A 23,568-nucleotide genomic window follows, 5' to 3' on the forward strand; every position below is an offset into this window, starting at 1 on the left:
TTTGTTTACAGGGCGGATGTTCCGGTCCGCGGGGTATTTGAAAGGTTCCGGGGCCTTACAAATGGGGTAAACAATACCGTCTACTATCATACCAAATTTTACTACTAAAAGTCAATAGATATGAAAAATATTTTTGCCGATTTCAGTGTTTAACATCTAGAAAAACCTCGCTTTTGCGAGGCTCTCCTATTTATAAGCTAAAGCACGTTTAAAGGTTTTCCAGATTCCCAAATCATCCGTTTGAAGGACTAGACTAGCATACATGCGTCCGATAAAGGCTGTTGCAGTGACTGCAAAGACAACCGTTATGGCAAGGGAAATCCAAGCTTCTAGACCACTTGCATACCCATTTATAGCTCTAAATGGCATAAAGAAGGTCGAAATGAAAGGAATATAGGAACCAATTTTCAGAACTAAATTGTCTCCTGCAGCACCTAGAGCGGTCACTCCAACGAATCCTGCCATAATCAAGATCATCAACGGTGACAAGGCCTTTCCTGAATCCTCAGGACGAGAAACCATAGAACCTAGAAAGGCTGCTAAAACAACATACATAAAGAGACTGACCAAGACAAACAATAAGGTATTAAGCGAGAAAGCCTCTCCTAGATGATTTAAAATACCAGATTGTGCCAAGATTGGTAGGTCTTTAAAGAGCAGAATCGCAGCCAGACCACCCACGACGTAAATCCCAATATGAGTCAAAATCACAAGGAGCAGAGCCAGCATACGAGCGTAGAAATAATGACTAGCTCGGATACTAGAGAAGACCACCTCCATGATTTTAGTTCCTTTCTCGCTAGCCACTTCCTGAGCGGTGACGCTAGCATAGGTAATCAAGATCATATAAAGGAAAAATCCTAAGCCCAATGCCGCCATGTTCTGCACTGTTTTTTTATTTTCTTTAGCTTCATCAATCTTCTCTGTATAGTCAACAGTTTGACTCAAGTATTTTTCCTGCTCTTGAGATAAATTAGCTGCCGAACGATTCAGTTGATACTGCAGTTCATTTAGCTTATTGGTTACAGCCAGCTTGATGCCACTTTCAAGAGAAGTTTCACCGTGATAGACGGCCTTGAGAACACTGTCCTCTTGGTCAATGGTTAGGTAACCCTTGATTTTCTCATACTTGATAGCAGCCTGGGCACTGGCTTCGTCCTTATAATCAAAATTGATACCATTGGTACCCTTGAGTCCCTCAGCTACAGATGGCACTGTTGTTACTACTGCTACCTTGCTATTTTTAGCCATCGAAGAATTTTGGAGATAGCCGATTCCTACAGATAATCCTAAAAAGAGGAACGGCGAAATCACCATAAAGAAGAAACTCCAGGACTTGACATGTCGAAGATAGGTTTCCTTCATTACAACCCACATATTTCTCATACTTCCACCCCTGATTCTAGTTTAAAGATTTCATCGATTGTTGGAGCTTGTTGGTCAAAGGTCGCGATATATTGACCTTGAGTGAGGATGGGGAAGAGTTCCCTTCCAGCGTCCTCATCATCTAGGATTAATTTCCAACTGCCTTGCTTGGTCAAGCTCACCTGTTTGACATGAGGAAGGTTTTCCAGTTCTTCCTTGCTTCGTTCACTTGAAACAAAGAGACGTGTTTTTCCGTATTGATTACGGACATCCTGAACTGGTCCATGCAAGACCACACGCCCATCACGAATCATCAGAATATCATCACAAAGTTCCTCGACGTTGGTCATGACATGGTCAGAAAAGATAATGATTGCACCGCGCTCTTTCTCTTTCAAGATGACCTGTTTGAGCAACTCGGTATTGACTGGATCCAAACCACTAAAAGGCTCATCCAAGATAATTAAGTCTGGTTCATGGATCAAGGTGATGATCAACTGAATTTTCTGCTGATTCCCTTTAGAGAGACTCTTGATTTTGTCGGTCAATTTCCCCTTCACTTCCAATTTTTCCATCCATTGAGGGAGTTTTTCCTTGACCTCCTTAGCATCCATGCCCTTTAGAGTCGCCAAGTAACGAACTTGTTCAAGGACTGTCAACTTGGGCATGAGGCTGCGTTCCTCAGGCAGATAACCAATCCGAGCATAGGTTTCCTGACGAATTTCCTGCCCATCCAGACTGATCTCTCCTTGATACTCTAAAAATTTCAACATACTGTGGAAAATCGTTGTTTTCCCAGCACCATTTTTTCCGACCAAGCCCAGAATCCTTCCCGGACTTGCCTGAAAATCGACACCAAACAAGACTTGCTTGGAACCGAAACTTTTCTCTAGATTTCTTACTTCTAGCATCTTTCACCTCCGAAATTTCTTGCACTCATTATACTCCTTTTTGACAGCCTTTACAATGATTTTTGTCCATTTTTATCGATATTATTTATAGTAAAAATCTACCAAATCTAAGGTTTTTAAGCGCTCTAGTAATAACTTAAGTATAACTCATTAAAGGCTTTCTGAAATAGTTTCCTCCTCAACTGTCTATTTTTGATCCTGAATTGTTATGTGAAAAGAAAAAATCCACCCCGAAGGATGGATTGATGAGTTAACGTACTTCTGCATTCACTTTTTCTTCGAGTGATGCTTGGATTTTTTCCATATAGCGTGCGACTTCTTCATCTGTCAAGCTGTCTTCTGGATTTTGGAAGGTCAAGCTATAGGCCATTGACTTCATGCCAAGTCCTAGTTTTTCACCTGAGAAGACGTCAAAGAGTTTGATATCTGTCAAACGTTTCACGCCCGCAGCTTGGATAGCATCTACAACTTCTTGATGAGTGACTTCTGCCTTGAGAAGTAGAGCAATATCACGACTAACAGCTGGGAATTTGGTAATTTCCACAAATGGAGCAGCAGGTTGAAGCGCAGCTTCGATGGCTGAAAGGTTGAGCTCAGCTACATACGTTTCTGGAATATCGTAAGCCTTCGCAGTAACTGGATGCACTTGCCCAAGGAAACCAAGAACTTGGTCACCGAGTGAAATCACGGCTGTCCGTCCTGGATGGAGGCTTGCCATCTCAGCTGTTGCTGTATAAGTCACTTTGAGTCCCAGGCGAGTAAATAATGCTTCAAGGATTCCCTTAGCATAGAAGAAATCAACTGGAACTGCCGCCGTTTGGAAATCTTTTTCTGCAACCAAGCCGGTTAAGGCAAAGGCAAAGCTGTTGATCTCGTTTGGTAGATCTTCTTTTGGATTGCCTGTTTGTTCAAAGACTTTTCCAATCTCGTAAAGAGCCAAGTTTTTGTTCTTACGAGCCACGTTATAGGCCACCGTATCAAGGATACCTGAGACCATATTTTGACGGAGGACAGAACGGTCCACTGTCATTGGCCACATGAGCTCTGTAAGGTTACTTGGTTGAGCTGTAAACTCAACTGCTTTTTCAGGAGTTGTCAGAGCGTAGGTAATAATCTCTGTCAAACCTGCCCCTTCAGCAATGGTACGAACTTGGCGACGCAATTTTTGTGTCGCAGTCAATTCACCAGCTGTACCGTCATCTTTTGGAAGACTAGTTGGCAAGCGATCATAACCATAGATACGGGCGATTTCTTCAAAGAGGTCTGCTTCGATAGTGATATCCCAACGACGACGGGGTACGCTGACTGTAAAGCTTTCTGCATTGCCAGAAAGGCCAAATCCAAGACGACGGAAGACATCTTCCACATCAGCATATGAAAGCTCCGTACCAAGGACACGGTTGACATCGGCAAGAGTTGAAGAAACTTCCACATCAGAAGTATCAAGCTGGCCTGCTGAAACGATGCCCTTACGCACTGTCGCACCTGCAAGATTAGCAATCATGCTAGCCGCCGCATCAAGGGCTTCGTTAACAGTTGCCACATTGATGCCTTTTTCAAAGCGAGAAGATGATTCCGAACGAAGGTTAAGGCGTCCGCTAGTCTTACGAATGGACGTGCCATTGAAAACAGCAGCTTCTAACACAACACGACTAGATTTTTCAGAGATTTCTGTAGCCTCTCCACCCATGACACCTGCAAGGGCGACTGGTTTGTCAGCGACAGTAATCACTAAATCATTTGTTTCCAACTCACGTTCTTCACCGTCCAAGGTCACCAACTTTTCACCAGCACGCGCTTCACGCACACGGATGTCATTGCCTTCAAAGGTATCCAAGTCAAAGGCATGCATGGGTTGACCAAAGTAAAGCAGGATGTAATTGGTTACGTCAACTACGTTATTGATCGGACGGATGCCTTCGTTCATAAGAAGGTTTTGCAACCATTGTGGACTTGGTGCGATGGTCACATTGTCCAAGATACGAGCGGCATAGTAAGGCGCCTTGTCTGTCTCAATGCCTACAGAAAGGGCATCTGCTGCTACTTCATTTGTTTCTGGCAGAGTAAATTCTTTAAAGTTAACCGCCTTGTCATAGATGGCTGCTACTTCGTGCGCTACTCCACGCATAGAAAGAGCGTCTGCACGGTTTGGCGTGATAGAAAGTTCGATGATTTCATCATCCAAGTCTAGATATGAGAAGACTTCCTCACCTGGCACTGCATCTTCTGGCAAGATTTGAATACCATCTGCAAATTCCTTTGGTACAACTGAGTCAGAAATGCCTAATTCACCAAGTGAACAGATCATCCCCAGTGACTCTAAGCCACGGATTTTCCCTTTTTTGATTTTGTAGTTGTCAGCGATACGAGCTCCTGGAAGAGCCACCATGACCTTGATACCAGCACGCACATTTGGGGCACCACAAACGATCTGACGCGCTTCTTCTTCGCCAACGTTAACCTGACAAACATGCAAGTGAGTTTCTGGCACATCTTCGCAAGACAAGACCTCACCGACGACAATTTTTGAGAGACCAGCAGCAGGGGATTCGACACCTTCGACCTCGATCCCTGTAGTTGACATTTTTTCAGCCAACTCTTGTGATGGCACATCAATGTCCACCAATTCTTTTAACCATTTATAAGATACAAGCATAATTCTGATTGTAAGATCTCACCAAGTAAGACCTTTTCAATTCCTTTCTTTTTCTTCGAGTCAGTCCTCACCGTTCTCATCAAGAGAAAATGACTAGGACTGTATAGGACTGTGTTTCAGGTTTCAATCTTATTTAAACTGTTCTGAGAAGCGGACATCGCCTTGGTAGAACCCACGGATATCGTTAATTCCGTAGCGGAGCATAGCCACACGCTCTTGACCAAGACCAAAGGCAAAACCAGAGTAAACCGTTGCATCAATACCACTCATCTCAAGGACACGTGGGTGAACCATACCGGCACCCATGATTTCGATCCAACCTGTTTTCTTACATACGTTACAGCCGTCTCCGCCACACTTGAAGCAGGAAACATCCACTTCAACAGATGGCTCTGTGAATGGGAAATAAGATGGGCGCAAACGAATTTGACGCTCTTCACCAAACATCTTTTGCACAATCAACTGAAGCGTCCCTTGAAGGTCTGCCATAGAGATGTTTTTCCCAACAACCAATCCTTCGATTTGGTGGAATTGGTGACTGTGGGTCGCATCGTCCGTATCACGACGGAACACACGCCCCGGTGAGATCATTTTCAAAGGACCTTTTGAAAAATCATGAGCATCCATAGCACGCGCCTGAACTGGAGACGTGTGAGTACGAAGCAAGATTTCTTCTGTGATGTAGAAAGTATCCTGCATATCGCGAGCTGGGTGATCTTTTGGAAGGTTCATACGCTCGAAGTTATAGTAGTCTTGCTCCACTTCAAAACCATCCACGACTTGGTACCCCATCCCAATGAAAATATCTTCGATTTCTTCACTGGTTTGTGTGAGAACGTGACGGTGACCAGTCGCAACTGGACGACCTGGAAGTGTCACATCGATGCTCTCGCTGGCAAGTTGTGCTGCGACTTTCTTTTCTTCCAAGAGCTTAGCTGTTTCTTCAAAAGCAGCTGTCAAGACATCACGCGCTTCATTGACGTGTTTCCCGATGACAGGGCGCATTTCAGCAGAAACATCTTTCATTCCTTTAAGAATCTCCGTAAGCGAACCTTTTTTACCAAGGACAGAGACACGTAATTCTTGCATCTCTTTTTCATTTTCAGCAGTAATCTGCTTCAAGCTAGCCAGCGTTTCTTCGCGAAGCGCTTTCAATTGTTCTTCAATAGTTGACATAATTCCTCCATCAGTCGCTCGTAGATAAAAAGAAAACCACATGCCAAAAACTCCACTCGGAGCGTTGACACGCGGTACCATCCGTTTCATCTGACAAGTCAGACCTTCATTTCTAAATCCATGCGCAAGTGAATTCACTCAGCTTTCATATAGAGAGCTTGCAGTCACGGCTCTCCTCCCTGATATACTTCCCTTGAGTTACTAGTCTTGCGGATTTCTATTCGATTACTACATAGTTTATCAAATTTTTAGTTAAAAAACAAGTTAGACCAGACTAATTTCAATATAAAAAGGAACAAGACGCAATGCACTATCTATTTGTAGGGCCTGTTTCATCTGCTTTCCTTTTCAATAAAAGAGTTGCTGCTTGATTAAAACCATCGCACCAGTTATACCATTTTGCTTCATACTCATCTTGAGCTAGGATACGGTCTTTTAAATCCAAAACAGAGTAAATCTTTCTTTCCTCGCAAGCTTGCGCATAGAGATAATACAGTTCATCGCCACCATCTCTATCCCACTCAGCAGAAATCATATTCCTACCCGCCAATAAAGCCTGATAAACCCTGTGATGGCCATCTGTAATTAACAAGAAATCTCCTAACGCAAGAATACTGATTGGAGCAACATTGATTATTTCTACCGACTGATAAAGTGTCTGGATGCCTTCTAGTTTCTTTTCTGATAAGTATAGTTGAGTCGGATGGAGATCTTTTATATTGACTTTCATTTCTTTCTCCTCAAGGAAATTCGATACTCACTTCTGCTTGCCTTTAAATCGCCATTGGAAGCGGAGCTTGTCATAGAAAGGAAATTCGATAAACAAGACTCCCAAGCCCACACATAAACTGGCAAGAACATCTGATGGGTAGTGAACTCCCAGATAGACCCGAGATAGCAACACACTGACTAGGTAGAAGCCAAGGACGATTTGTACAATTTTTCTCCAAACCGGATCTTTAATCCGTTGACTGATAATGACAATCAGAGTCCCTACCATCAGCGTCACAGCCAGAGAATGCCCACTTGGGAAGGAAAATCCCTTCTCTTCTACCAAGTGTAAAATAGCTGGCCGTGGGCGCTGGTAGATATTTTTAAAGGTCACGATTAAAAGACCAGCTAAGGCTAGATTGCCCGCCATGAAGTAGCTTTCTATCTTCCACTGCTTACGATAAAAGATAAAGGCTGCAATGGTAACCCAGGTGATAATCACTGGGATATCAATCAAATGCGTAAGGGCACGGAACAGAACTGTCAAATAATTTGGCAAGTCCCCACGAAGGGCAGTCTGAATCGGTTGATCAAAACCGACCAACGTTTCAGGATAGAACTTAACCATATAGCCAAGAAGGACGAAAAGTAAAAGGGCAAAACTGCCCTTCATTAAAAATATTTGTTTATCTCTCATAATGTTTTAAGGTTGGTTTCAAGAGGACGTATAACAACCAGAATGAAACGGCAAAGATGATACCCTCAATCAAGTTAAAAGGTAAAACCATGGTCATTAGGTAGTTGGAAAGTCCCAAAATTTTTCCAATATCAAAGTTGGCAAACTGCGCGTACAAAGGAACCGCATAGACATAGTTGAGAACCAACATAGCAGCAGTCAAGCCGACAGTTCCCGCTAGAGATGCTAGTAGGAAACGAAGGGTGCTGCGTTCCTTTTTCCAAATCAAACCAAAAGCGATAACAAAAACTCCCAAGGCCACGATATTCATTGGCAAGCCAATGTAAGTATTCACTCCCTGGCTATTGAGAAGCAACTTCAAGAGTGATCGCAACAAGAGAATCCCTAGAGCAGCAGGCAAATCCATCACCACCAAGCCCACAAGGACTGGTAAGATACTAAACTCGATCTTGAGGAAGGTCGCCGCTGGCAAGAGCGGAAAGTCAAAGTACATCAGCACAAATGAAATGGCTGATAAAATCGCAATGGTCGAAAGTCGACGTGTGTTTGTCATAACAGGTTCCTCCAATTTTCTATAAAATCAGAAGAAGTTGGAAAGAATCCCTCTATCTATTCTCACTTTTTATATCCCAAAAGTTCCCCCTCACTCTTTAGAGCAAGCGGTTGCAATTTATCTATAAACTCATCCGAACAGACAAAGCTATTCTTTCGTCTTCTCCCATCCAGACTATACTGTCGGTTGTGGAATCACACCACATCAGCTTGCGCTCGCGGACTTATTTGGCTAAGATATTTTAGATTTACCTAGGCGTCGCAGTCGAAGATAATACTTAAAGTATATCGAGACAAGACAACGACGAGAAAGCTAAAATAGCTAGTTAAAATCACCGCCGGTCGGGAATTTCACCCAGCCCTGAAGACCCTTTAATCATAACAAAAAACGCTTGCAAGTGCAAGCATTTTGTTTATTTCAATTTATCCGCTTCATAGGTGTGAACGAGTTCTAAACCAGCAAAATGTTGTTGACGAAGGGCTTCATAGACAATCATGCAGACCGTATTGGAAACATTGAGACTGCGGACATGTTCATCATTCATCGGGATACGGAGAGCTTTCTCAGGATGTTCTCTCATAAAGTCCTCAGGCAAGCCCTTGTCTTCACGTCCGAAGAGAAAATAATGGGCTTCGTCAGTCGATAAATCTGCCTCAGAGTACACCTTTTCCGCGAATTTCGAAATCAGATAGAGTTTACCCTTCATCTGAGACATAAAATCTTCCAAACTGTCATAAAAATGAATCTCTAACTTATCCCAGTAATCCAAACCAGCCCGCTTCATCTTGCGATCATCAATAGGAAATCCCATCGGTTTGATGATGTGAAGGGGAGAAGTGGTCGCAGCGCAAGTACGCGCAATATTGCCTGTATTTTGTGGAATCTGAGGTTCAAATAATACAATGTGATTTGTCATGACTTGCTTCCTTTCACCATTGCAAAAAAAATAGCCACACTGCCCGGAGTCAAGCTCAGCAAACAGCGTGGTTAAGGCATCGTTAACTTACCTCACAACAGGTTTGAAGTAAATCAGCGAAGCTACTTTCTTAGTATAACACTTTCAGAATCATTGTCAATAGAAATGACTTGATTGTTTGTGTCTAAATTTTTGGGAATAATTAAATATCCTTATAACTCAATAAGAAAGCGAGATTTTTCAGACAAAAAAACTGGAAAAAGTTTCTCACTTCACCCCAGCCCTTGACTATATTGCACTATTTATGCTACAATATTGTTTGACTGATTAAGCAAAGTGTGTTTTTGTCTTAATCGGTGGTGTAGAAGCAGCAACTTCTACACCTTTTTCGTTTTTCTTTACTCTATTATTGTAACACACATTAGGCAAAAAAGCAACTATTTTGTATAAAAACATAACAAAAACACCTCTAAAAAATCTTTTTTTAGAGGCTTTTGTCTGCCTTTTTGTATTATTTATGCCCTCTTTTTCTGATAACAGCTTTGTGTGGCCTATGGTTAATACGAAATCCTGCACCTAGTCCCGTATCCCTAAATTCTTCATACTCTTGTCTCCAAGATCCAAAAAATAGATTGTATAGCTGATCAATTCGTTCAAGGAGTATCATTCTTGCCATAGTACAAGCCCCTTCGATGGACCAATACATCCCTCGATGTTTCATGCGGTAAGTGACCTTTCGGTGCTGACTCTCCATTACCCCGATACCACGTGAAGACAATCCTCTAAGTTTAGGTGGCCTAGTGTCACAGAAATTTCTTAATAATTTCTTACGAAAATTGTAAAAATTATCAAGAGCTTCCTGGCTTTCTATGAGAGATTCAACTGTATCTAGTACGGTCTGAAGCAGGCTCTTCTGATGATTTTTGATGGCCTTAAAAGCAAGATCAAGTAGTGTAGACGGGTATGGCTTCAGGAATCGTTTAAGTTCTTCATTGACATGATAGGCATCCCAGAAATGCTCATGACGTTTAATCCGTAGGACCTTCTTAATTTCTTGAAATACTCTGCGAGAATATCCTTTACCATTGTCCGAGTTAGTGATAAGAAGAGTTCGATCAGTGATTTCAAAATGATTATAGAGATAGTCTATCAATTCTTCCTTTGCTTGTTCATGGCTTGTATGGATAATCTCATGCTTATTCTCTAGTACATACCGATTATTACCAACCTTCTTCGCTCCAGTATGAATCAGGAAATGGGCTAAGTCTGTATTGTGTCGTTCATCATTGCTTGATGTTGTCTTGACGAGCACACCATCTCCCTCCAGGTAGATTTTATCTGCCTGGATTTTTTTCGGTTGCTCATCACCTCTAAAGAGCCGATAGCGTTCCCTATCTGAAAAGAGTCTGCCTGCCATTTTTACAGACTTCAAAACAGCGTCCTTTGTTATCTCCAGGCGATAAGCCATCTTAACTGTTCGACAAACTTCACGGTAGGATAAAACAGAAGCGTGTTTTGCCATGTGAAAAATCAACTCAGGAGAATAACGCATATACTTTTCTAGACCTAGCCACTCATCTACGGGATAACAACTTTTCTTTCCCTTTCGCCAGCGATTCCTAGAGAAGGTCACCTCTCCAAATGTAAAAACAACTGTCCTCTCTGTACTATCTATCCGCTTATATCCCCTCAGTCTCATGGAGGGAGCAATCTGCTCGTCATAATCTCTTACTCGCTTCAGGAATTGCTGCTCACGTTTGCGATCTAGTTCTGCGACAAATTCTTTTTCATCAAATCTAAACATACTCTCTATTGTACTGAAATCATGACTAGATTGAAAACATCACAAACTTTCTGCAAGACTCTTTCAAAAATAAAAGCCTTCCCTTATTGGGAAGGTTGTTTAATTATAAATATAATTATATTTATAACGATAAACTTTCGATTAGTTTATCAAGATAATCTGATGCAGACTTTGCTCCAGCTGCTTTAGCAATTTTATCCAATTTTTTCCGATTGCTTGGTTTCAAAGTAAACTGAAATTGTTTCTTACGTTCAAAACTTTCAAAGCTGGCTACATCTGAAATCTGCTCAGGTTGATGGGTTGCTTCGATAATCTGCGAAATCTCTTTTTCTTTTGGTGTGAATGCCATGACAATCTCCTTCTAATTATATTTATAATTGTATTTGTGTTTATAAATATAATTATATTGTATCATAAATTTTTGAAAAAGTCTGCTCCAGCTCAGCGAAAAACTTTTTGTGTTTTTGATAAAGCTCAGGATTCTCCTTCATATCTGCAATAGAGATCTTATCAATCGTGGAATGATTGAATAACTCTTTTGCTGGTACGATGCCTAGAAGGTTGTCTGTTCCCTTCTCTTTAGCTTCAAGTCCCAGAGCTTCCAGTAACTCTCTTGATGATCCATAGTTCGGTCGGATCATATTTGCTAAGAAATATAGCTCAGCAGTAATGTATGATTCCCTTGTACGATAGTCAATTACATCCTTTCTGAATGCTTCTAACCGAGTTGATAGGTTGAATTTGGCATTATAACCAAACTCTGAAGGAGTCAAGGGACTAATAATAGCGTGACTGACCGCAACAGCATTTTTAGTAGCTGTCGCAAAGTCTGGTCTACAATCAATCAAGATATAGTCAAACTGATCCAACTTCTTCTTTTCGTAGTTATCCTCTAGCCAAAGATAAAGTAGCATATTTTTCTTATCGCTGTTCTCCAGATCTCGTTCCACCGTGTCAAGCTGAACTGAACCTGGAATTAGACTGATATTTTTCTTGACTTGCTTAATATCCACATCGCCACCTTTAAAAGCATTAGCAATCGTATTCTTGCTCTCGTAAATATTATAGCACTGGGTTAAATTGCACTGATGGTCAAGATCAATCAAAAGAACCTTATGCCCTTTCTTAGCCAGCCATTCCCCATAATTAAATGTTAAAGTTGTTTTCCCAACACCGCCCTTAATAGCGGCAAATGTGATAATCTTCATTTGATATCCTCCTGTTTTTCTATACTTCTATTATACCATTATAATTATATTTGTCAATATGTTTATAATTATATTTATAATTATTTCACAATGAAGTTTCTCCTTCCTTTTGCCAGCAATTCCTAGAAAAGGTTATCTCTCCAAATGTAAAGAGAACTGTTCTCTCTGTACTGAAATCATGACTAGATTGAAAACATCAGAAACTTCTACAAGACTTTTTCATCCTCAAATCGTCGGTCAACTTTCTCTTCACGACTACGCACGTGCTCCTTAATATCTCTATAATCTGTGTAATGTTTTAGAGTATCGTCAAAGAACTCTTGTAAGGCTCCTTTTTCAATTTGAAATTGTTTGATCAGTTGACTGACATCTTCCAGTCCCATATCTTTTGGAACTCCTAAATCATCCAATAGTTGTACCGCCGCAAGACTATTTTCTGGAGATTGCTGGATGGCTAAAAGTGCTCCTTCAATTTTATGATAACGTCCAAGTCGCTCATCTAGCTGTCTTAATTCCTCCTGGGTAGCCTCTATCTTTTCATTAAAGCGCTCCTCCAAATGTTGAAATTGTGTTCCATCTGTCACGCCGTGCTCGACTAAGAAATTATATTCCTTAATCAGTTCACGCATAGAGGAAATTTGAGCGTTTTTAGTTACAAGTGTTTCTCCATTTTGTTTGGCCAATTGCCTTGCGACAGTCAAGCCCATCATGTACCTATTTTTTTGAGATTGATCAGGATTGAGAAAATAAAAATAGTCTTTCTCTTTGATATAGATGGTATAGTTTCCATCCTCATTTTTATCAACTTTATGAGAAGGTATTAAAATTGTACCACTATTTAAAGCTCCCATATCCATCTGCACGTAAATGCCTTGCTTGCTTTCTTGCTCGACCTGCCAGGATTCCACTTCCAATTTCAATTCAAAATCATTTGCCGTTTTTTCTTTTGATTCTTGATATTGTTCTTTCAATTCCTCCACATCAAAAACTAACTGATTCTTAGAAATTCTCTCTTTTATTTTTTCAAGAGAATAGAGTCCTTTCTTCGATAATGTATCATCTCGGACATTTCTTTGTTGGGGCTGATCCAGCAATTTATACTTCACAAATTTTCCAGAGAAATCAATCTGAATATTAAGCGCAGCTGCCTTTTGTTTGAAATCTTCTAACGACAAAGAGTGCTTCAGAAGAAAATCAAGACGTTCCTTGATTTCAAACCGATAATTATTTTGTCTCCGCCAAGCAGAATACTTTGTATAAGAATTTTTCATAGTAGGCTCAATAATTTTAGCGCCATATCGTGCCGCATGTTTGTCCGAAATGGCTCTCAAATTTTTCAAGGTTTTCTTTTCCCAGCGAAATTTCTTGAGCGTTGAGGTATTGGTGGTATTAAGTATGATATGGTTATGAAGATGATCTTTATCCGTGTGGGTTGCGATCACAAATTCATAATTTCCACCTGTCAATTCTAACATCGTTTGACGGCCAATTTCATGAACCTGCTCAGGAGTCAAATTATCATCTGGAGAAAAAGACTGGATAATGTGATGAGCCAATACTTGTTTTCCTGAAGATAATTCTTTCAAGTCATCATCTCCTTTTTTAAAGGCTGCAGCTAATTTTGTCATGACCATTTCTTCATCTGCTACACTAAAATCAGAGATCCCATTGCCAGATACTAGCTTCATTTGAAGCTCACCATTATGATAAACAAGAGGAAAATCAAGATCACTTTCTGCAGTTCCTGATACAAGAGTTTTCGCTTCATTCAGAATATAATTAACAGCTCTCTTCAGATTAGCTGGTGTTTTAATTTGAGTTGGAGATTTAATTACTACCATTCTTCTATATCACTCCTTACCGTTCGTTTCCGTTCCTGTAGACTCTGTTTTTCTGCGCTAGAAAGTTTGGCAGCTACCATCTCTTTCAACTCAGATAGATAGTCAATAACTTGTGCTACTTCCTCTGGCCTAACCCCTTGATTTTCGTTAGCGTGCTTGGCAATTTGGTTAATGTTCGTCCCAACTCGATTGATGGCAACTCGAAGGTCTTTCAATTCAGAAAAATCAATTTGCACCACCTTCCCTTGCACCAATTGATTCTTCGCATAGTATTGAAAAGATGGAACTCCCATTTGGGCCATTGCTGTTTTAATTTGACGATCTTCCTCTGGTGTTAGTCGTATCAATTTTTGTATATAGCGTTTTCTATTTTCTCGTTTCTGCATTATTTTTTATCCTCTTTCTCTCAAAGTCTCTGGTATTTTCTTACTAGGCATCAACCCCTGACTTCCTTCCGGCAAGCGTAGCAAATGGATATCCATTTGCGAAATTTAAAAAAATCAGAGAAGGAGAACCTTGTAGTTTTCCTTCTTGATTTTCTCAGTTTTGGGGAAATCCCCAAGCCCCTTTCCTATATCTTTTGGAGTACAACCTCTAACAATTTATCGCAACCAGCTGAAGATGTTTTTGAAAATAGATGATTGCTTATCACTATTTTCTACACTTTTTTCTTTCTGACCTTGTAACTTTTCAGCTAGGACAGAAAGTTGTTGAGAAGTTAGAGGCTGGAAAATCGACTGCCCAATTTGTATTTCTGTCAGTAAGATTTTTTCTGTGAGTACAGCTTGAAATTCTTCATCTGTAATCATCTTGAGTAGCTCAATATTTTCTTCTTCCCACTCCAAAAGAGCAGGATCTCCTTCAGGTAGTTGAGACTGTTCTTCCTCTAGTTGCTCCAGAACTTTTTGGCGAGTCAAGTCTTTAGCGTTTGGCAATACTCCTTGAACTCTGTCTCCATCCATGATTGGAATAAAGTCTGAAAGGATGATAATCAGTTGTTCTTCTTGTTCATTAGTCATGAGTGTTGTCCTCCTTGATGATGATTTGTTTTTAATTTGACCTTGGGTTTATTTGGGGTGTCCCGTTCGGTCATTTCGAGAAACCCTTCTCTTTTTTTGATTGTGCATCTGCTTTCAACTCCTGCTTGTGATCTTCGACAGCCTGCTTGCTCTGATCTTTAAACTTCTCCAGTTTTTGTTCAAAACTACGCTTCGTTTGTTTCTCCTGACTCAATCTTAATTGTTCCAATGCTTGATCCATCCGAACCATTAAACTTTTAGCTTCTTGTTGGACAATATCTAACTGTGCTTCTAAATCAGCAAGTGTCTCCTTATCAGCAGACCAGCCAGATAGATAGTTAAAGGAGTACTCTGACGTATCAATACCATAGTATGAAGAAACAACATAAGCAACACTTTCAGCCTGGAGTTCAGCAGTGCTTCTAGTTAGATTTTCTTTTTGAGGATTATCTGCATGATGCAACTCTGCATGAGCCATCTCATGTAAGAAAGTTTTAATAATTTGAGCCTTGTTCATCTCATTACTACGTAAAACAATTTGATTTTCTGGGACAGAATAATATCCATGTTTATTATTTTCCATCTCCTCAAATCGAACCGATACATCATTTTCTTTTGCAATAGCCATCAGGGCACGGTAAAGATTTGCATAGTCCAAATCAGTCAGCTGTTCTTTAACTTCTGCAGCTTTTGGCATCTCCTTTCCTTCTGTCTGACTAACATCAAAGACTGGTACTAGGCCAAAGAATATGACAGTTTCTGGCTTCCCATTTTTATCCAATATTGGTTGGTTATTTTCGTCCTTTTTGATTTTCGTCATAGGTTTAAAAATACGTAAAGCCTTCTCACCTTTTTTCACATAGCGGTCAAAGTTTTCTTTCCACTGCTTGAAAGAAGCTACTTGCCTTGCTTCAGGATTTTGTGCAAGAATTAAGCGTAAGTTACGATTAGAATAATTATTTAGTTGGCTCATTTTCGTTAGATAGTCTCTGTACTTATCCGAATCCAGAAACTCCTTAATTCCTTCTTTAAGGTGACGACTTAATCCTGCCATATCTTTATTTTGAATAAAATCTGCGACTGCAAGACTGCTAGCTGCTAAAACAACTTCATCTGCTTGTAGACTCTCCTCGACCTCTGGTTTAGAACCTGGTTTCGATCTAAAATCATACGGATTCGTTCCCTGAAGCAACTCCTCCTCATCAGAAACACCGTCAGCATCAGCATCACGTTTCAACTCCTGCTTATTACGTCCTTGTTCTTCTAGTTTGATTTCTTCATCTTGTGATTTCTCAAATTCATCTCGAACGGTTGCGATCGTTTGTTCAACTTTTTCTGATAAATCTTTAATCTCTTTTTGCCATTTTTCTACAAGAGCTACTTGTTCCATAGGTGAGTCCTTGACACCCAACTTCTCAAACCAAGCAGATAGATTTTCGACCTCAACACTATCCATTCCATCAAAAGAAATAAATCCTAGACGACTATCATGACTACTATCCGAAAAACCAATCGGACTATTTTCTGACACTCCGTAAGGTACTTGAGATAAAAGTTGTTCTGCGTAAGGAGTATCTTCCAAAGCGTAACTAAACTGAGAAATATCTAACTCACTCGCCAATCTCTCCAGATGATACTGAGTGAATATGGTCCCATCTATCTTCATCAATTCTGGGTGCTCCCTCATTTCTCGTGTTCCAAGTCTTTCTTTATGAGTGATTGGGTTAATCTCCTCACCGATATTGTAACGAATGCTATCCTGGATCAGTTCACCATCAGGAGCGTAGATACTAAACTGGACCTTTGTTGGAGAGATGTAGCCTTCTGGGTGACCACCAGTCACTTGTTTTAGCCCTTCCTGATGTAACTGATAAAAGCTCTGGTTGGCCTTATATAGCTCCCTAGCGAAATCTTGATAAGATATCAGCTCGGTTTCTTTAAATGGCAATTTAGGCCCATCTGGTCGCTCCTCAGCCCATTGAAGACGTACATGGTAGTTCTCCTTATAGATGTGATCTTGTTGCCATTCTTTATAAAAATCTGAATTTGTATCTAGGAGATGATCTTCTCCAGCTGCAGCAACAATCTGATCAAATTTATCATTGTGCAGTTTCGCATAGTCAAGATACTGATTCCAGGCTTGATGAAATTCTTCTGGAGTCTTTGAGATATCAGCTGGCACACCTAAATTATAGACAGTATCTAAGACTTGAGTAAACGTAGCCGAATCAAGTAGGGGGCTATTCAGTGTGTTCTCTAGCGTTGTTTGTTCAATTTTTTTAGAAACTTCTTCAAACTGCTTATTCTTCAAAACTGACAGCATTTCTGCACCATTGTCTTTAACATATTCTTCATTGATTGAAAGTTGCTCAATGTGACCACCTCGCTCTCTATAAACACCGAGAATGATCTTTTCATCCAACGATTTAACATTAGTTGCAAGCTCTCCCTTGAGTTTCATAAGAGAGGCTGGAATTTTTTCATCTCCGATATCTTTAAACAGTAGCAAGAAATCTTCATCTTTTGCTTTAATAGCTTCACTCATATTGAGATTGTGAAGCTTTTCAACACTGCTCAAATCATCTAAAACAAAAGAATGTGGATCTAAAATATCACGCAACATAGGAAGAACCTGTAATTTATCCTTAATTGCATTACTAATCAACATACCGTCATAATGCCCCTGACCATTTGCAATATCATCTAGGAAATTTGCTGCTCCCTTTCCCTCTTCAAAAGGTCTAATCCCTGAAAGATGGATAAAGTTATCCTTTTGAAAAGTCACCTGAAGCACATTCTCCTCTCCATGATCCACATAAACAAAGCTGATCTTACTGTCAGCTATTTCACTTAAATACCAGGACGCTGTACTTTGAATGGAGGGCGCATATTGGTTCAAACGTCTTAAATCGGCAGGTGTAATTGGGTGATAATTCCCCACTCGCCGTTGCACTTTATCATAATTTGTGCTAAACTGTAAGTAAGGATAGGATGATGTCGGGTGACTGGTAACAGTTTGCTCAAAGGTACTTGTTTCAAGTACAGGTGAGGTACTGCCTTCAGCTTTAGGCTGTAAAGAACCCGTGCCACCACTGGTCCTATCATTCATTTGCTCCTGAGAGTTCTCAGGAGCTTTTTCTGTGCTCTGAATTTGTTTTTTAGGCTCCCTACCATCTCCAAGAGGATTGGAAGGTTTTTCATAGGTCACTGTTTTGTCCGAATCAATGACCATTTGTTTTCTAGGCTCTACTGAAAAACCTATATTATTCCAGTTTTCCTTCAACCATGTTGCATCTTCAGGAGAGAGGTGGCTGGTATCAGGAAAGTGACTTGATGCTTGAATTTCCTCCGTTTGCTCCAGTTGTTTTTCCTGCTTCAGGATCTCATTCCAGTCTGTCTTCTCCTGGCCCTCACGTTTTGGTGGTCTTGCATCGACAACTGGGATTTTTTTCTCCCGTAGTTTAGTAATAAAGTCTGTACCTGCTTTATCACGATCAACTGCCAGCGTGATAAGATCATCGTATTTGTGATCTTGGAAAAGTGTGGAAGTTTCCGCTGCAACAGATAAGAATCTTGAGGTACGTGCTAGCTCACTAGACTTGGTATAATCCCTTTCATCCATAGGAATATCCCCTCGCTCCTGTAATATTTCAAGAACATAGTGGGATAATACTCCCTCTTTCAATCCTTCCATCGCAACCAGTCGAACATCGTTTAATTCGTCCTTATGAAGCTCATAATAGCTCATAAGGTCAATGGGTGCCTCCGTTACAATTAAACGTTTAGGAGACCCTATAGACACGTTTAATCCGCTGATAGCTTCTGATTGGTACATGATTTGTTTCAAGTATCCTTTGCCAGGATGACGTTCTTGATCAGGAACAAGTCCCTGGAGGCTCGCACCTACCAGTTGCTGATTTCTGTCCAAGTATTTAAAAACTAAGACATCTTCTATAACACCATCTTTATCCTTACGTTTAGCTTGGGCTAATACTCCCTTCTCCATGAAGAAGTCGATTGTATCATCAGAGAGACCTCTAATCTCCTTGAGATAGGACCTCGCCTCCACAAATGGTTGTTCGTAAGGAGCTAGTGTATAGTTGAAAGGTTTACGTTCCTCCTCTACTGATTTTGCTTCAGGAAAGGATCCTGTCTCCAAGAATACCATAGCATCTTTATAGCTGACATTTTGCATTTGTTGCACGAGATTGATGGTATCACCAAAGAGGTTTTGAGAATACCAATGCCAGGTATTCTTGACCGTATCGATCTTAAATGAGTCATGTTCAGCCCAATAATACTCTCGGTGTGACTTTCTCTTCATTTCCATTCCGAGACTACGAGCTACTTCTAAAATATCCAGCGATTTTGCCTGTGCTTTTGTTAAGGGCATACTGTTTCCTCCTCAACTAGTTCCTTAAATAAAAGATATCCTTCAGGAGTTGCATCTAGTTCACTAACAACTAATGGATCTTCCTGATTCGTTGTCACAAAAAGATGAGGAGCTAATTGATAAAAAGTCTCCTCATCTGCCTGTTTAAGTAGCTGCCAAATAGCATAACGTTCTGGGGCTAAATTTTCTAGCTTTAATGCTAGAACCTGCGAGATACTCTCCAGGTATCCTAATTGTGTTTTAGGTGTTTCCATCCTTCTATCCTTTCTGTATGTTAGGCCACGAATAACTCTTTTAGCTGCGGAGTCAAATCGTTGGCATATAAAAGCAAGCCATCGATGTCTGTTCCTTTTCGAGTATATTCGTACCAGTTTTCTTTGTCTTCAGGAGAACTTGCAATCTCATCTTTTCTAGGATGATCATAGACACTTGCTTTTTTATCTCTGAAGACATTTTGTTTAGAAATAAAAACCAATCCTTCTTCTACCCCAATTCTTGCGACTTCATCTGGAGTTAGAAGGGGACGGCCTTGAATTTGTTTATTTTCACTTGAGGATCCGTTCCGATAACTATGCGATTTTGAAGTGGATCGAGTGCGTATCGTCTGCTTACCTGACCTTGTAGAATAGTATTCCATTGTATCCTTGTCATTGGTTCCTAAAAATAGGTGAGTAGCACAGTTATTAAAGATGGTCTTCCAATCGCTTTTATATAGTGATTCTAGCTGATTGACAGCTTGAATGATAATCTTAATAGACATCTCACGACTACGAATCGAAGAGAGAACCTGGGCGAAGTTTGGAATACGGCCAATTTGCGCAAACTCGTCGAAGATAAACTGAATGTGGCGAAGATTTTTTCTACTGTAGCCAGGTACTTTACCTTGCAAGATATCATCAGCCTTATGTGTGAGAACCTCAAATCCAATCGCAAACAAGATTGAGGAAAGAAAATTAAAGGCGTTATTGGTTTCAGGAATAGCAATAAAAACGGCTGTCTTTTTCGTATTCCAGGTATCCATTTCCATGGTATCCTCACTAATCAAGTTTCGGACATCTTCGTGGTCGAAGATAGAATAGCGAGAAGACAAAATCGCTACCACACTGTTTCTTGTCTCGCCTCTGAAGTTTTGGAATAATTTCCACTGTTTATAAGCATAGTTGTTAGGTTGATGTTCGTTCAGTTCTTCAAACATCTGCTCGACAGGACTTGGTACATCTGGATCCTCTCGATACATATTTCTTAATAGATCCGCAACGTGACCCAAGTTTGGCATGTATAACTGGACTCCAGTTTCAGGATCCTTAGAGTCAAAATAGAGATAACCAATCAATGCCCGTTGAAGCATCAACTCTGCTTTAACCCAGAAGTCTTCTCCAGTATGCTCGCTATTCTTCGTTCCCTCAGTAATTGCTTCAGAGATACGATCAATATCTAGCTCAGACTTCATGTAATGAAAAGGATTAAACCGATCTGAATTCTTGAGCCGAATCAAATCAAAGATTTTAACAGCATAGCCAGCTTTCTCAAGCATCTTCCCAACTTCGTGTACCAGGTTTCCTTTAGGATCTGTCACAACAAAGTTTGAGTTCATCTGCATTAAGTTTGGCAATACAAAAGTAAAGGTTTTACCATCTCCAGGAAGACCAATGACAATCACATTTTTATTGAGCTGAACATTGTAAGCTAAGCGAAAGTTAAATAGGCCCATTTTGACCTGTTTTGAAAAAATCATATTCTTCTCAAAATCAACGTCTTCAAATCGTCTCATTTCCTTCAAAGTCGCAAAACGAGCACTACCTTGTTCTTCTCCCTGGCGATATAAATTCTTATCCATAGAAGCATAGACAAGCATTGGGAGGCCGAATCCGATTAACCCTGCATACAAGGCTCCTGAATCAAAGAAAACACCAAAAGAGAAGCGTTCCCAGTGTTCTAGCAACCAACGAAGCCGCAACATTCCCATGAAAGGTACTGCTGCAGTCGAAAGTTGGTAGTAATGGTAAAAGGACTGGAAAATAACAAATGAAAATAGCCCCGCCACCAGGTAGGGCCATATGGGCTTTCTAATCATCGTGCTTTCTCCTTCCCAATATCCTTCGTCACTACAGGGATGGTTCCCTTATACACCGTATGACTCTTGTAGTAGGCTATTTTGTCTTCAGGAGTCATTTCATGTGGTTTCTTCAGCACTTTTTTCGCAAACTCTTCCAATTTTTCTGGGCTTTTCGTGATATCTGCCAACATCTCTTTGAGAGCCTTTTCTACCAAGATGCGATTTTTTGTTTCAAAGAAGAGATAAGTTGCACCATCTTTTTGATGATAAGTAAAACCTATCTTATACTCCTCCAGGTAATGCTTCAACTTGGCCAAGTGGACTTCACTATTTAACAATTTCTCGACATCTTTTTTTGATTTGGTGGCCATAAAATCATTAAAACGTGTCTCCCCTTCAAAGGTTCGATTCGCTGCCTTATGTTGTTTCTTTTCATAATGGGCTTTTGCGAGGGCATACAGAGCTTGTATCGTCATCTCCAGGGTAACTTTTCCTTTCAAAGCCAGAGAATGACTGACTTTTTCTTGATCCATGTAAGACCTCCTTTATTTTGGGTAATTGGATAGTTCTGGCTTAGCAATAACCTGGAATCCGTAAGGTGCTGAAGGTTCTTCCTTTACAGTAACTACCAAGCGTTTCTGACTTCTGTTCTCACCGTCTTTCACGGCTACTACATAGGTTAGCTGATAAGTTGCTTCATCAACAATCAAGCTAGATTCCAAAATCACAGACTGCAGTTGACCTGCTTGTCTATCTATCGTTAATTGAGGAGCTACGAAATCAGCCATTTTCCCTTTATCAGAGTAAAGGACTGGTAAAAAGTAACGTGAAAAGGCATCTAGTTCCCCTGTTTTTGACTGAATGGTTTTTAGATTTGAAAGATCCTTGGATACGGCCGAGAGTTGCTTTTCTTGATGGTAAACTAGCGTAAAGGATAAGCCAGCAAGTGTCAGACTTCCTACTAGACTCAATAACACCAAAACTCTTCCTAAATACACCCAAAAAGAGCGTTTAGAAGAGGGTCGAGGTTTGGGAGTTTCATGTTTCAAGGAAGAGGCTTCAGTTTTCTCTTCAGGAGCCTTCTCTAGATCTTTTGTTTTCGTCTGGCGCTTAAAGAAAGAGGGTTTTACTTCTTTTGCTGCAGCCTCCTGGTTATTCAACGTACCAGGCTTCAGGAAGAGGCTGTCTGCGATTCCCTCAAACGGCAAATAGATATCTTCTTGGTAGATCACTACATTCTTTTTATCTAGTTCCTCTACCAATAAAACGGCCTCTGCCTCCTCATGCTTAACCTTGGCATTTTCTCGCTCCAGCGCTTGATACACAAGGTCTCGATTCTTATACGTTGTGGTCTTGTTTTGTGTCAGATTGGTTAAACGGTACATGTTTTTCAGCTCCTTTCAATTTTCCTTCAGCAAGAGCTGTTTCAATATCAGCCCAGGTTAAATTATGTTTGGCCAAGTAGTTTGACCGTTCCTCATGTTTGGCCAGAATGATTTGAGTTTCTAGCTGCTGCAGTTTCTCTTCTTCCTTCTTGGCCTTGGTCATATAGTCAGCTAAGCGGTCTTCCGCTTTCTGTTTTTGTTTTTCCAAAGTTTCTAATTTTGTCATTGTTCCTTTTTCCCTTCTGTACTTTGTGTTTGGTTAGTGATTGGTTTGTTTAACGATGGAATACTCGCCTTTTCGCTGGCGTTCAAGCTGTCCACAATCAAAATAGGGTCAATATGATTTACCAGGTATTTCCCATCTTGCTTGCTGAAGCGAATCCGTATGGTTCTTGAAGATCCTACGTTTGTTTGGGCGTTAGTATAATCATACTTCTTCTGTAACTGTGTCTGAGTGTATCTCACTTGAGCTAGGACAACATTATTTTCTTGATCGATGTAGATGGTAGCAGACTTCATCTGTGTATCCACTACATAGCCCTTATAGGTTTGTACCGTTGGTTCTTCTTCAGAGTTCACTTCCTGATTGTAAGCAGCTTCTGTCATATAGGGCAAATAGCGATTTCTATTTTCTCCAAGATCCTGCTTATTGAAGTAAGCCGTCAAGAATTCCTTTACATATTCTTGCGTTAGTTCGCTTCCCTCTGCTTTGGTTTCTTGTTGCGTTGTTTCAGCTTCCTGTTTAGCTTTCTTTTGCGCTGAGGTTGCTGCACCAATCCAGAATACGAATCCTAGAACTAGCACAACTCCTATAAGGATTCCTCCTATTTTAAGGAGTTTCAATTTCTCCATATCTATCATTTTCATGATTTACCTT

At 40.5% G+C, this 23,568-nt stretch carries 21 protein-coding genes and 1 riboswitch; all 21 genes read right to left on the bottom strand.

The features are described from left to right. Window positions 1-186: 186 nt before the first annotated feature. Complete coding sequence (locus FOA33_RS07725) at window positions 187-1,386, bottom strand: ABC transporter permease (RefSeq protein WP_221161189.1); 1,200 nt, start codon at window positions 1,384-1,386, stop codon at window positions 187-189. Beyond that, the gene (locus FOA33_RS07730; RefSeq protein WP_061587967.1) at window positions 1,383-2,276 is read right to left on the bottom strand and encodes an ABC transporter ATP-binding protein; all 894 of its coding nucleotides are present in this window, start codon (window positions 2,274-2,276) and stop codon (window positions 1,383-1,385) included. The genes FOA33_RS07725 and FOA33_RS07730 overlap by 4 nt, the downstream gene beginning before the upstream one ends. Window positions 2,277-2,526: 250 nt before the next feature. Then, window positions 2,527-4,932, bottom strand: coding sequence for a phenylalanine--tRNA ligase subunit beta (pheT, locus tag FOA33_RS07735; protein ID WP_221161190.1), 2,406 nt, complete (start codon window positions 4,930-4,932; stop codon window positions 2,527-2,529). A gap of 129 nt (window positions 4,933-5,061) precedes the next feature. Beyond that, window positions 5,062-6,108, bottom strand: a complete 1,047-nt coding sequence (gene pheS, locus FOA33_RS07740; protein WP_221161295.1) for a phenylalanine--tRNA ligase subunit alpha — start codon at window positions 6,106-6,108, stop codon at window positions 5,062-5,064. Window positions 6,109-6,418: 310 nt separating this feature from the next. Continuing rightward, the gene (locus tag FOA33_RS07745; RefSeq protein ID WP_221161191.1) at window positions 6,419-6,838 is read right to left on the bottom strand and encodes a chromosome partitioning protein ParB; all 420 of its coding nucleotides are present in this window, start codon (window positions 6,836-6,838) and stop codon (window positions 6,419-6,421) included. 27 nt (window positions 6,839-6,865) lie between these two features. Further along, window positions 6,866-7,516 (bottom strand): phosphatase PAP2 family protein, encoded by a 651-nt coding sequence (locus tag FOA33_RS07750; protein WP_221161192.1) that lies wholly within the window; start codon window positions 7,514-7,516, stop codon window positions 6,866-6,868. Continuing rightward, on the bottom strand, window positions 7,506-8,069 hold the full coding sequence (locus tag FOA33_RS07755; protein ID WP_221161194.1) for an ECF transporter S component: 564 nt from the start codon (window positions 8,067-8,069) through the stop codon (window positions 7,506-7,508). The genes FOA33_RS07750 and FOA33_RS07755 overlap by 11 nt, the downstream gene beginning before the upstream one ends. A 153-nt stretch (window positions 8,070-8,222) precedes the next feature. After that, a riboswitch (FMN riboswitch) is annotated at window positions 8,223-8,441 on the bottom strand. A 40-nt stretch (window positions 8,442-8,481) separates the two neighbouring features. Then, the gene (locus tag FOA33_RS07760; RefSeq protein ID WP_221161195.1) at window positions 8,482-8,985 is read right to left on the bottom strand and encodes a tRNA (cytidine(34)-2'-O)-methyltransferase; all 504 of its coding nucleotides are present in this window, start codon (window positions 8,983-8,985) and stop codon (window positions 8,482-8,484) included. Between the two features lie 511 nt (window positions 8,986-9,496). After that, on the bottom strand, window positions 9,497-10,789 hold the full coding sequence (locus FOA33_RS07765) for an ISLre2 family transposase (protein ID WP_216733047.1): 1,293 nt from the start codon (window positions 10,787-10,789) through the stop codon (window positions 9,497-9,499). A gap of 121 nt (window positions 10,790-10,910) precedes the next feature. Beyond that, window positions 10,911-11,138 carry a hypothetical protein gene (locus FOA33_RS07770; RefSeq protein ID WP_000896112.1) on the bottom strand — a complete coding sequence of 76 codons (228 nt, stop codon included), beginning with the start codon at window positions 11,136-11,138 and terminating at the stop codon, window positions 10,911-10,913. A gap of 52 nt (window positions 11,139-11,190) precedes the next feature. Further along, on the bottom strand, window positions 11,191-11,997 hold the full coding sequence (locus FOA33_RS07775; RefSeq protein ID WP_049493149.1) for a ParA family protein: 807 nt from the start codon (window positions 11,995-11,997) through the stop codon (window positions 11,191-11,193). Between the two features lie 206 nt (window positions 11,998-12,203). After that, window positions 12,204-13,838 carry a relaxase/mobilization nuclease domain-containing protein gene (locus FOA33_RS07780; RefSeq protein WP_221161196.1) on the bottom strand — a complete coding sequence of 545 codons (1,635 nt, stop codon included), beginning with the start codon at window positions 13,836-13,838 and terminating at the stop codon, window positions 12,204-12,206. Next, window positions 13,832-14,224: a plasmid mobilization relaxosome protein MobC gene (mobC, locus tag FOA33_RS07785; RefSeq protein ID WP_185774013.1), complete on the bottom strand. Its 393-nt coding sequence runs from the start codon at window positions 14,222-14,224 to the stop codon at window positions 13,832-13,834. Before mobC ends, FOA33_RS07780 begins: the two co-directional genes overlap by 7 nt. A 216-nt stretch (window positions 14,225-14,440) precedes the next feature. Further along, entirely contained in the window at window positions 14,441-14,857 is a 417-nt protein-coding gene (locus tag FOA33_RS07790) for a hypothetical protein (RefSeq protein WP_221161197.1), read from the bottom strand. A gap of 70 nt (window positions 14,858-14,927) precedes the next feature. Further along, window positions 14,928-19,250 (bottom strand): PBECR4 domain-containing protein, encoded by a 4,323-nt coding sequence (locus FOA33_RS07795; protein ID WP_221161199.1) that lies wholly within the window; start codon window positions 19,248-19,250, stop codon window positions 14,928-14,930. Next, window positions 19,241-19,504, bottom strand: a complete 264-nt coding sequence (locus FOA33_RS07800) for a hypothetical protein (RefSeq protein ID WP_221161200.1) — start codon at window positions 19,502-19,504, stop codon at window positions 19,241-19,243. The genes FOA33_RS07795 and FOA33_RS07800 overlap by 10 nt, the downstream gene beginning before the upstream one ends. Before the next feature lie 20 nt (window positions 19,505-19,524). Next, window positions 19,525-21,324, bottom strand: a complete 1,800-nt coding sequence (locus FOA33_RS07805; protein ID WP_049493161.1) for a VirD4-like conjugal transfer protein, CD1115 family — start codon at window positions 21,322-21,324, stop codon at window positions 19,525-19,527. Next, window positions 21,321-21,839, bottom strand: a complete 519-nt coding sequence (locus tag FOA33_RS07810) for a hypothetical protein (protein ID WP_049493163.1) — start codon at window positions 21,837-21,839, stop codon at window positions 21,321-21,323. Before FOA33_RS07810 ends, FOA33_RS07805 begins: the two co-directional genes overlap by 4 nt. A 12-nt stretch (window positions 21,840-21,851) precedes the next feature. Further along, window positions 21,852-22,691, bottom strand: coding sequence for a hypothetical protein (locus FOA33_RS07815; protein WP_049493164.1), 840 nt, complete (start codon window positions 22,689-22,691; stop codon window positions 21,852-21,854). Beyond that, a complete protein-coding gene (locus FOA33_RS07820; protein WP_049493165.1) occupies window positions 22,645-22,917 on the bottom strand; it encodes a hypothetical protein in 273 nt (90 codons plus the stop codon). Before FOA33_RS07820 ends, FOA33_RS07815 begins: the two co-directional genes overlap by 47 nt. Then, complete coding sequence (locus FOA33_RS07825; RefSeq protein WP_049493167.1) at window positions 22,914-23,558, bottom strand: hypothetical protein; 645 nt, start codon at window positions 23,556-23,558, stop codon at window positions 22,914-22,916. Before FOA33_RS07825 ends, FOA33_RS07820 begins: the two co-directional genes overlap by 4 nt. Between the last annotated feature and the right edge of the window lie 10 nt (window positions 23,559-23,568).

This window comes from Streptococcus cristatus, from assembly GCF_019685515.1.
Lineage (GTDB): Bacteria > Bacillota > Bacilli > Lactobacillales > Streptococcaceae > Streptococcus.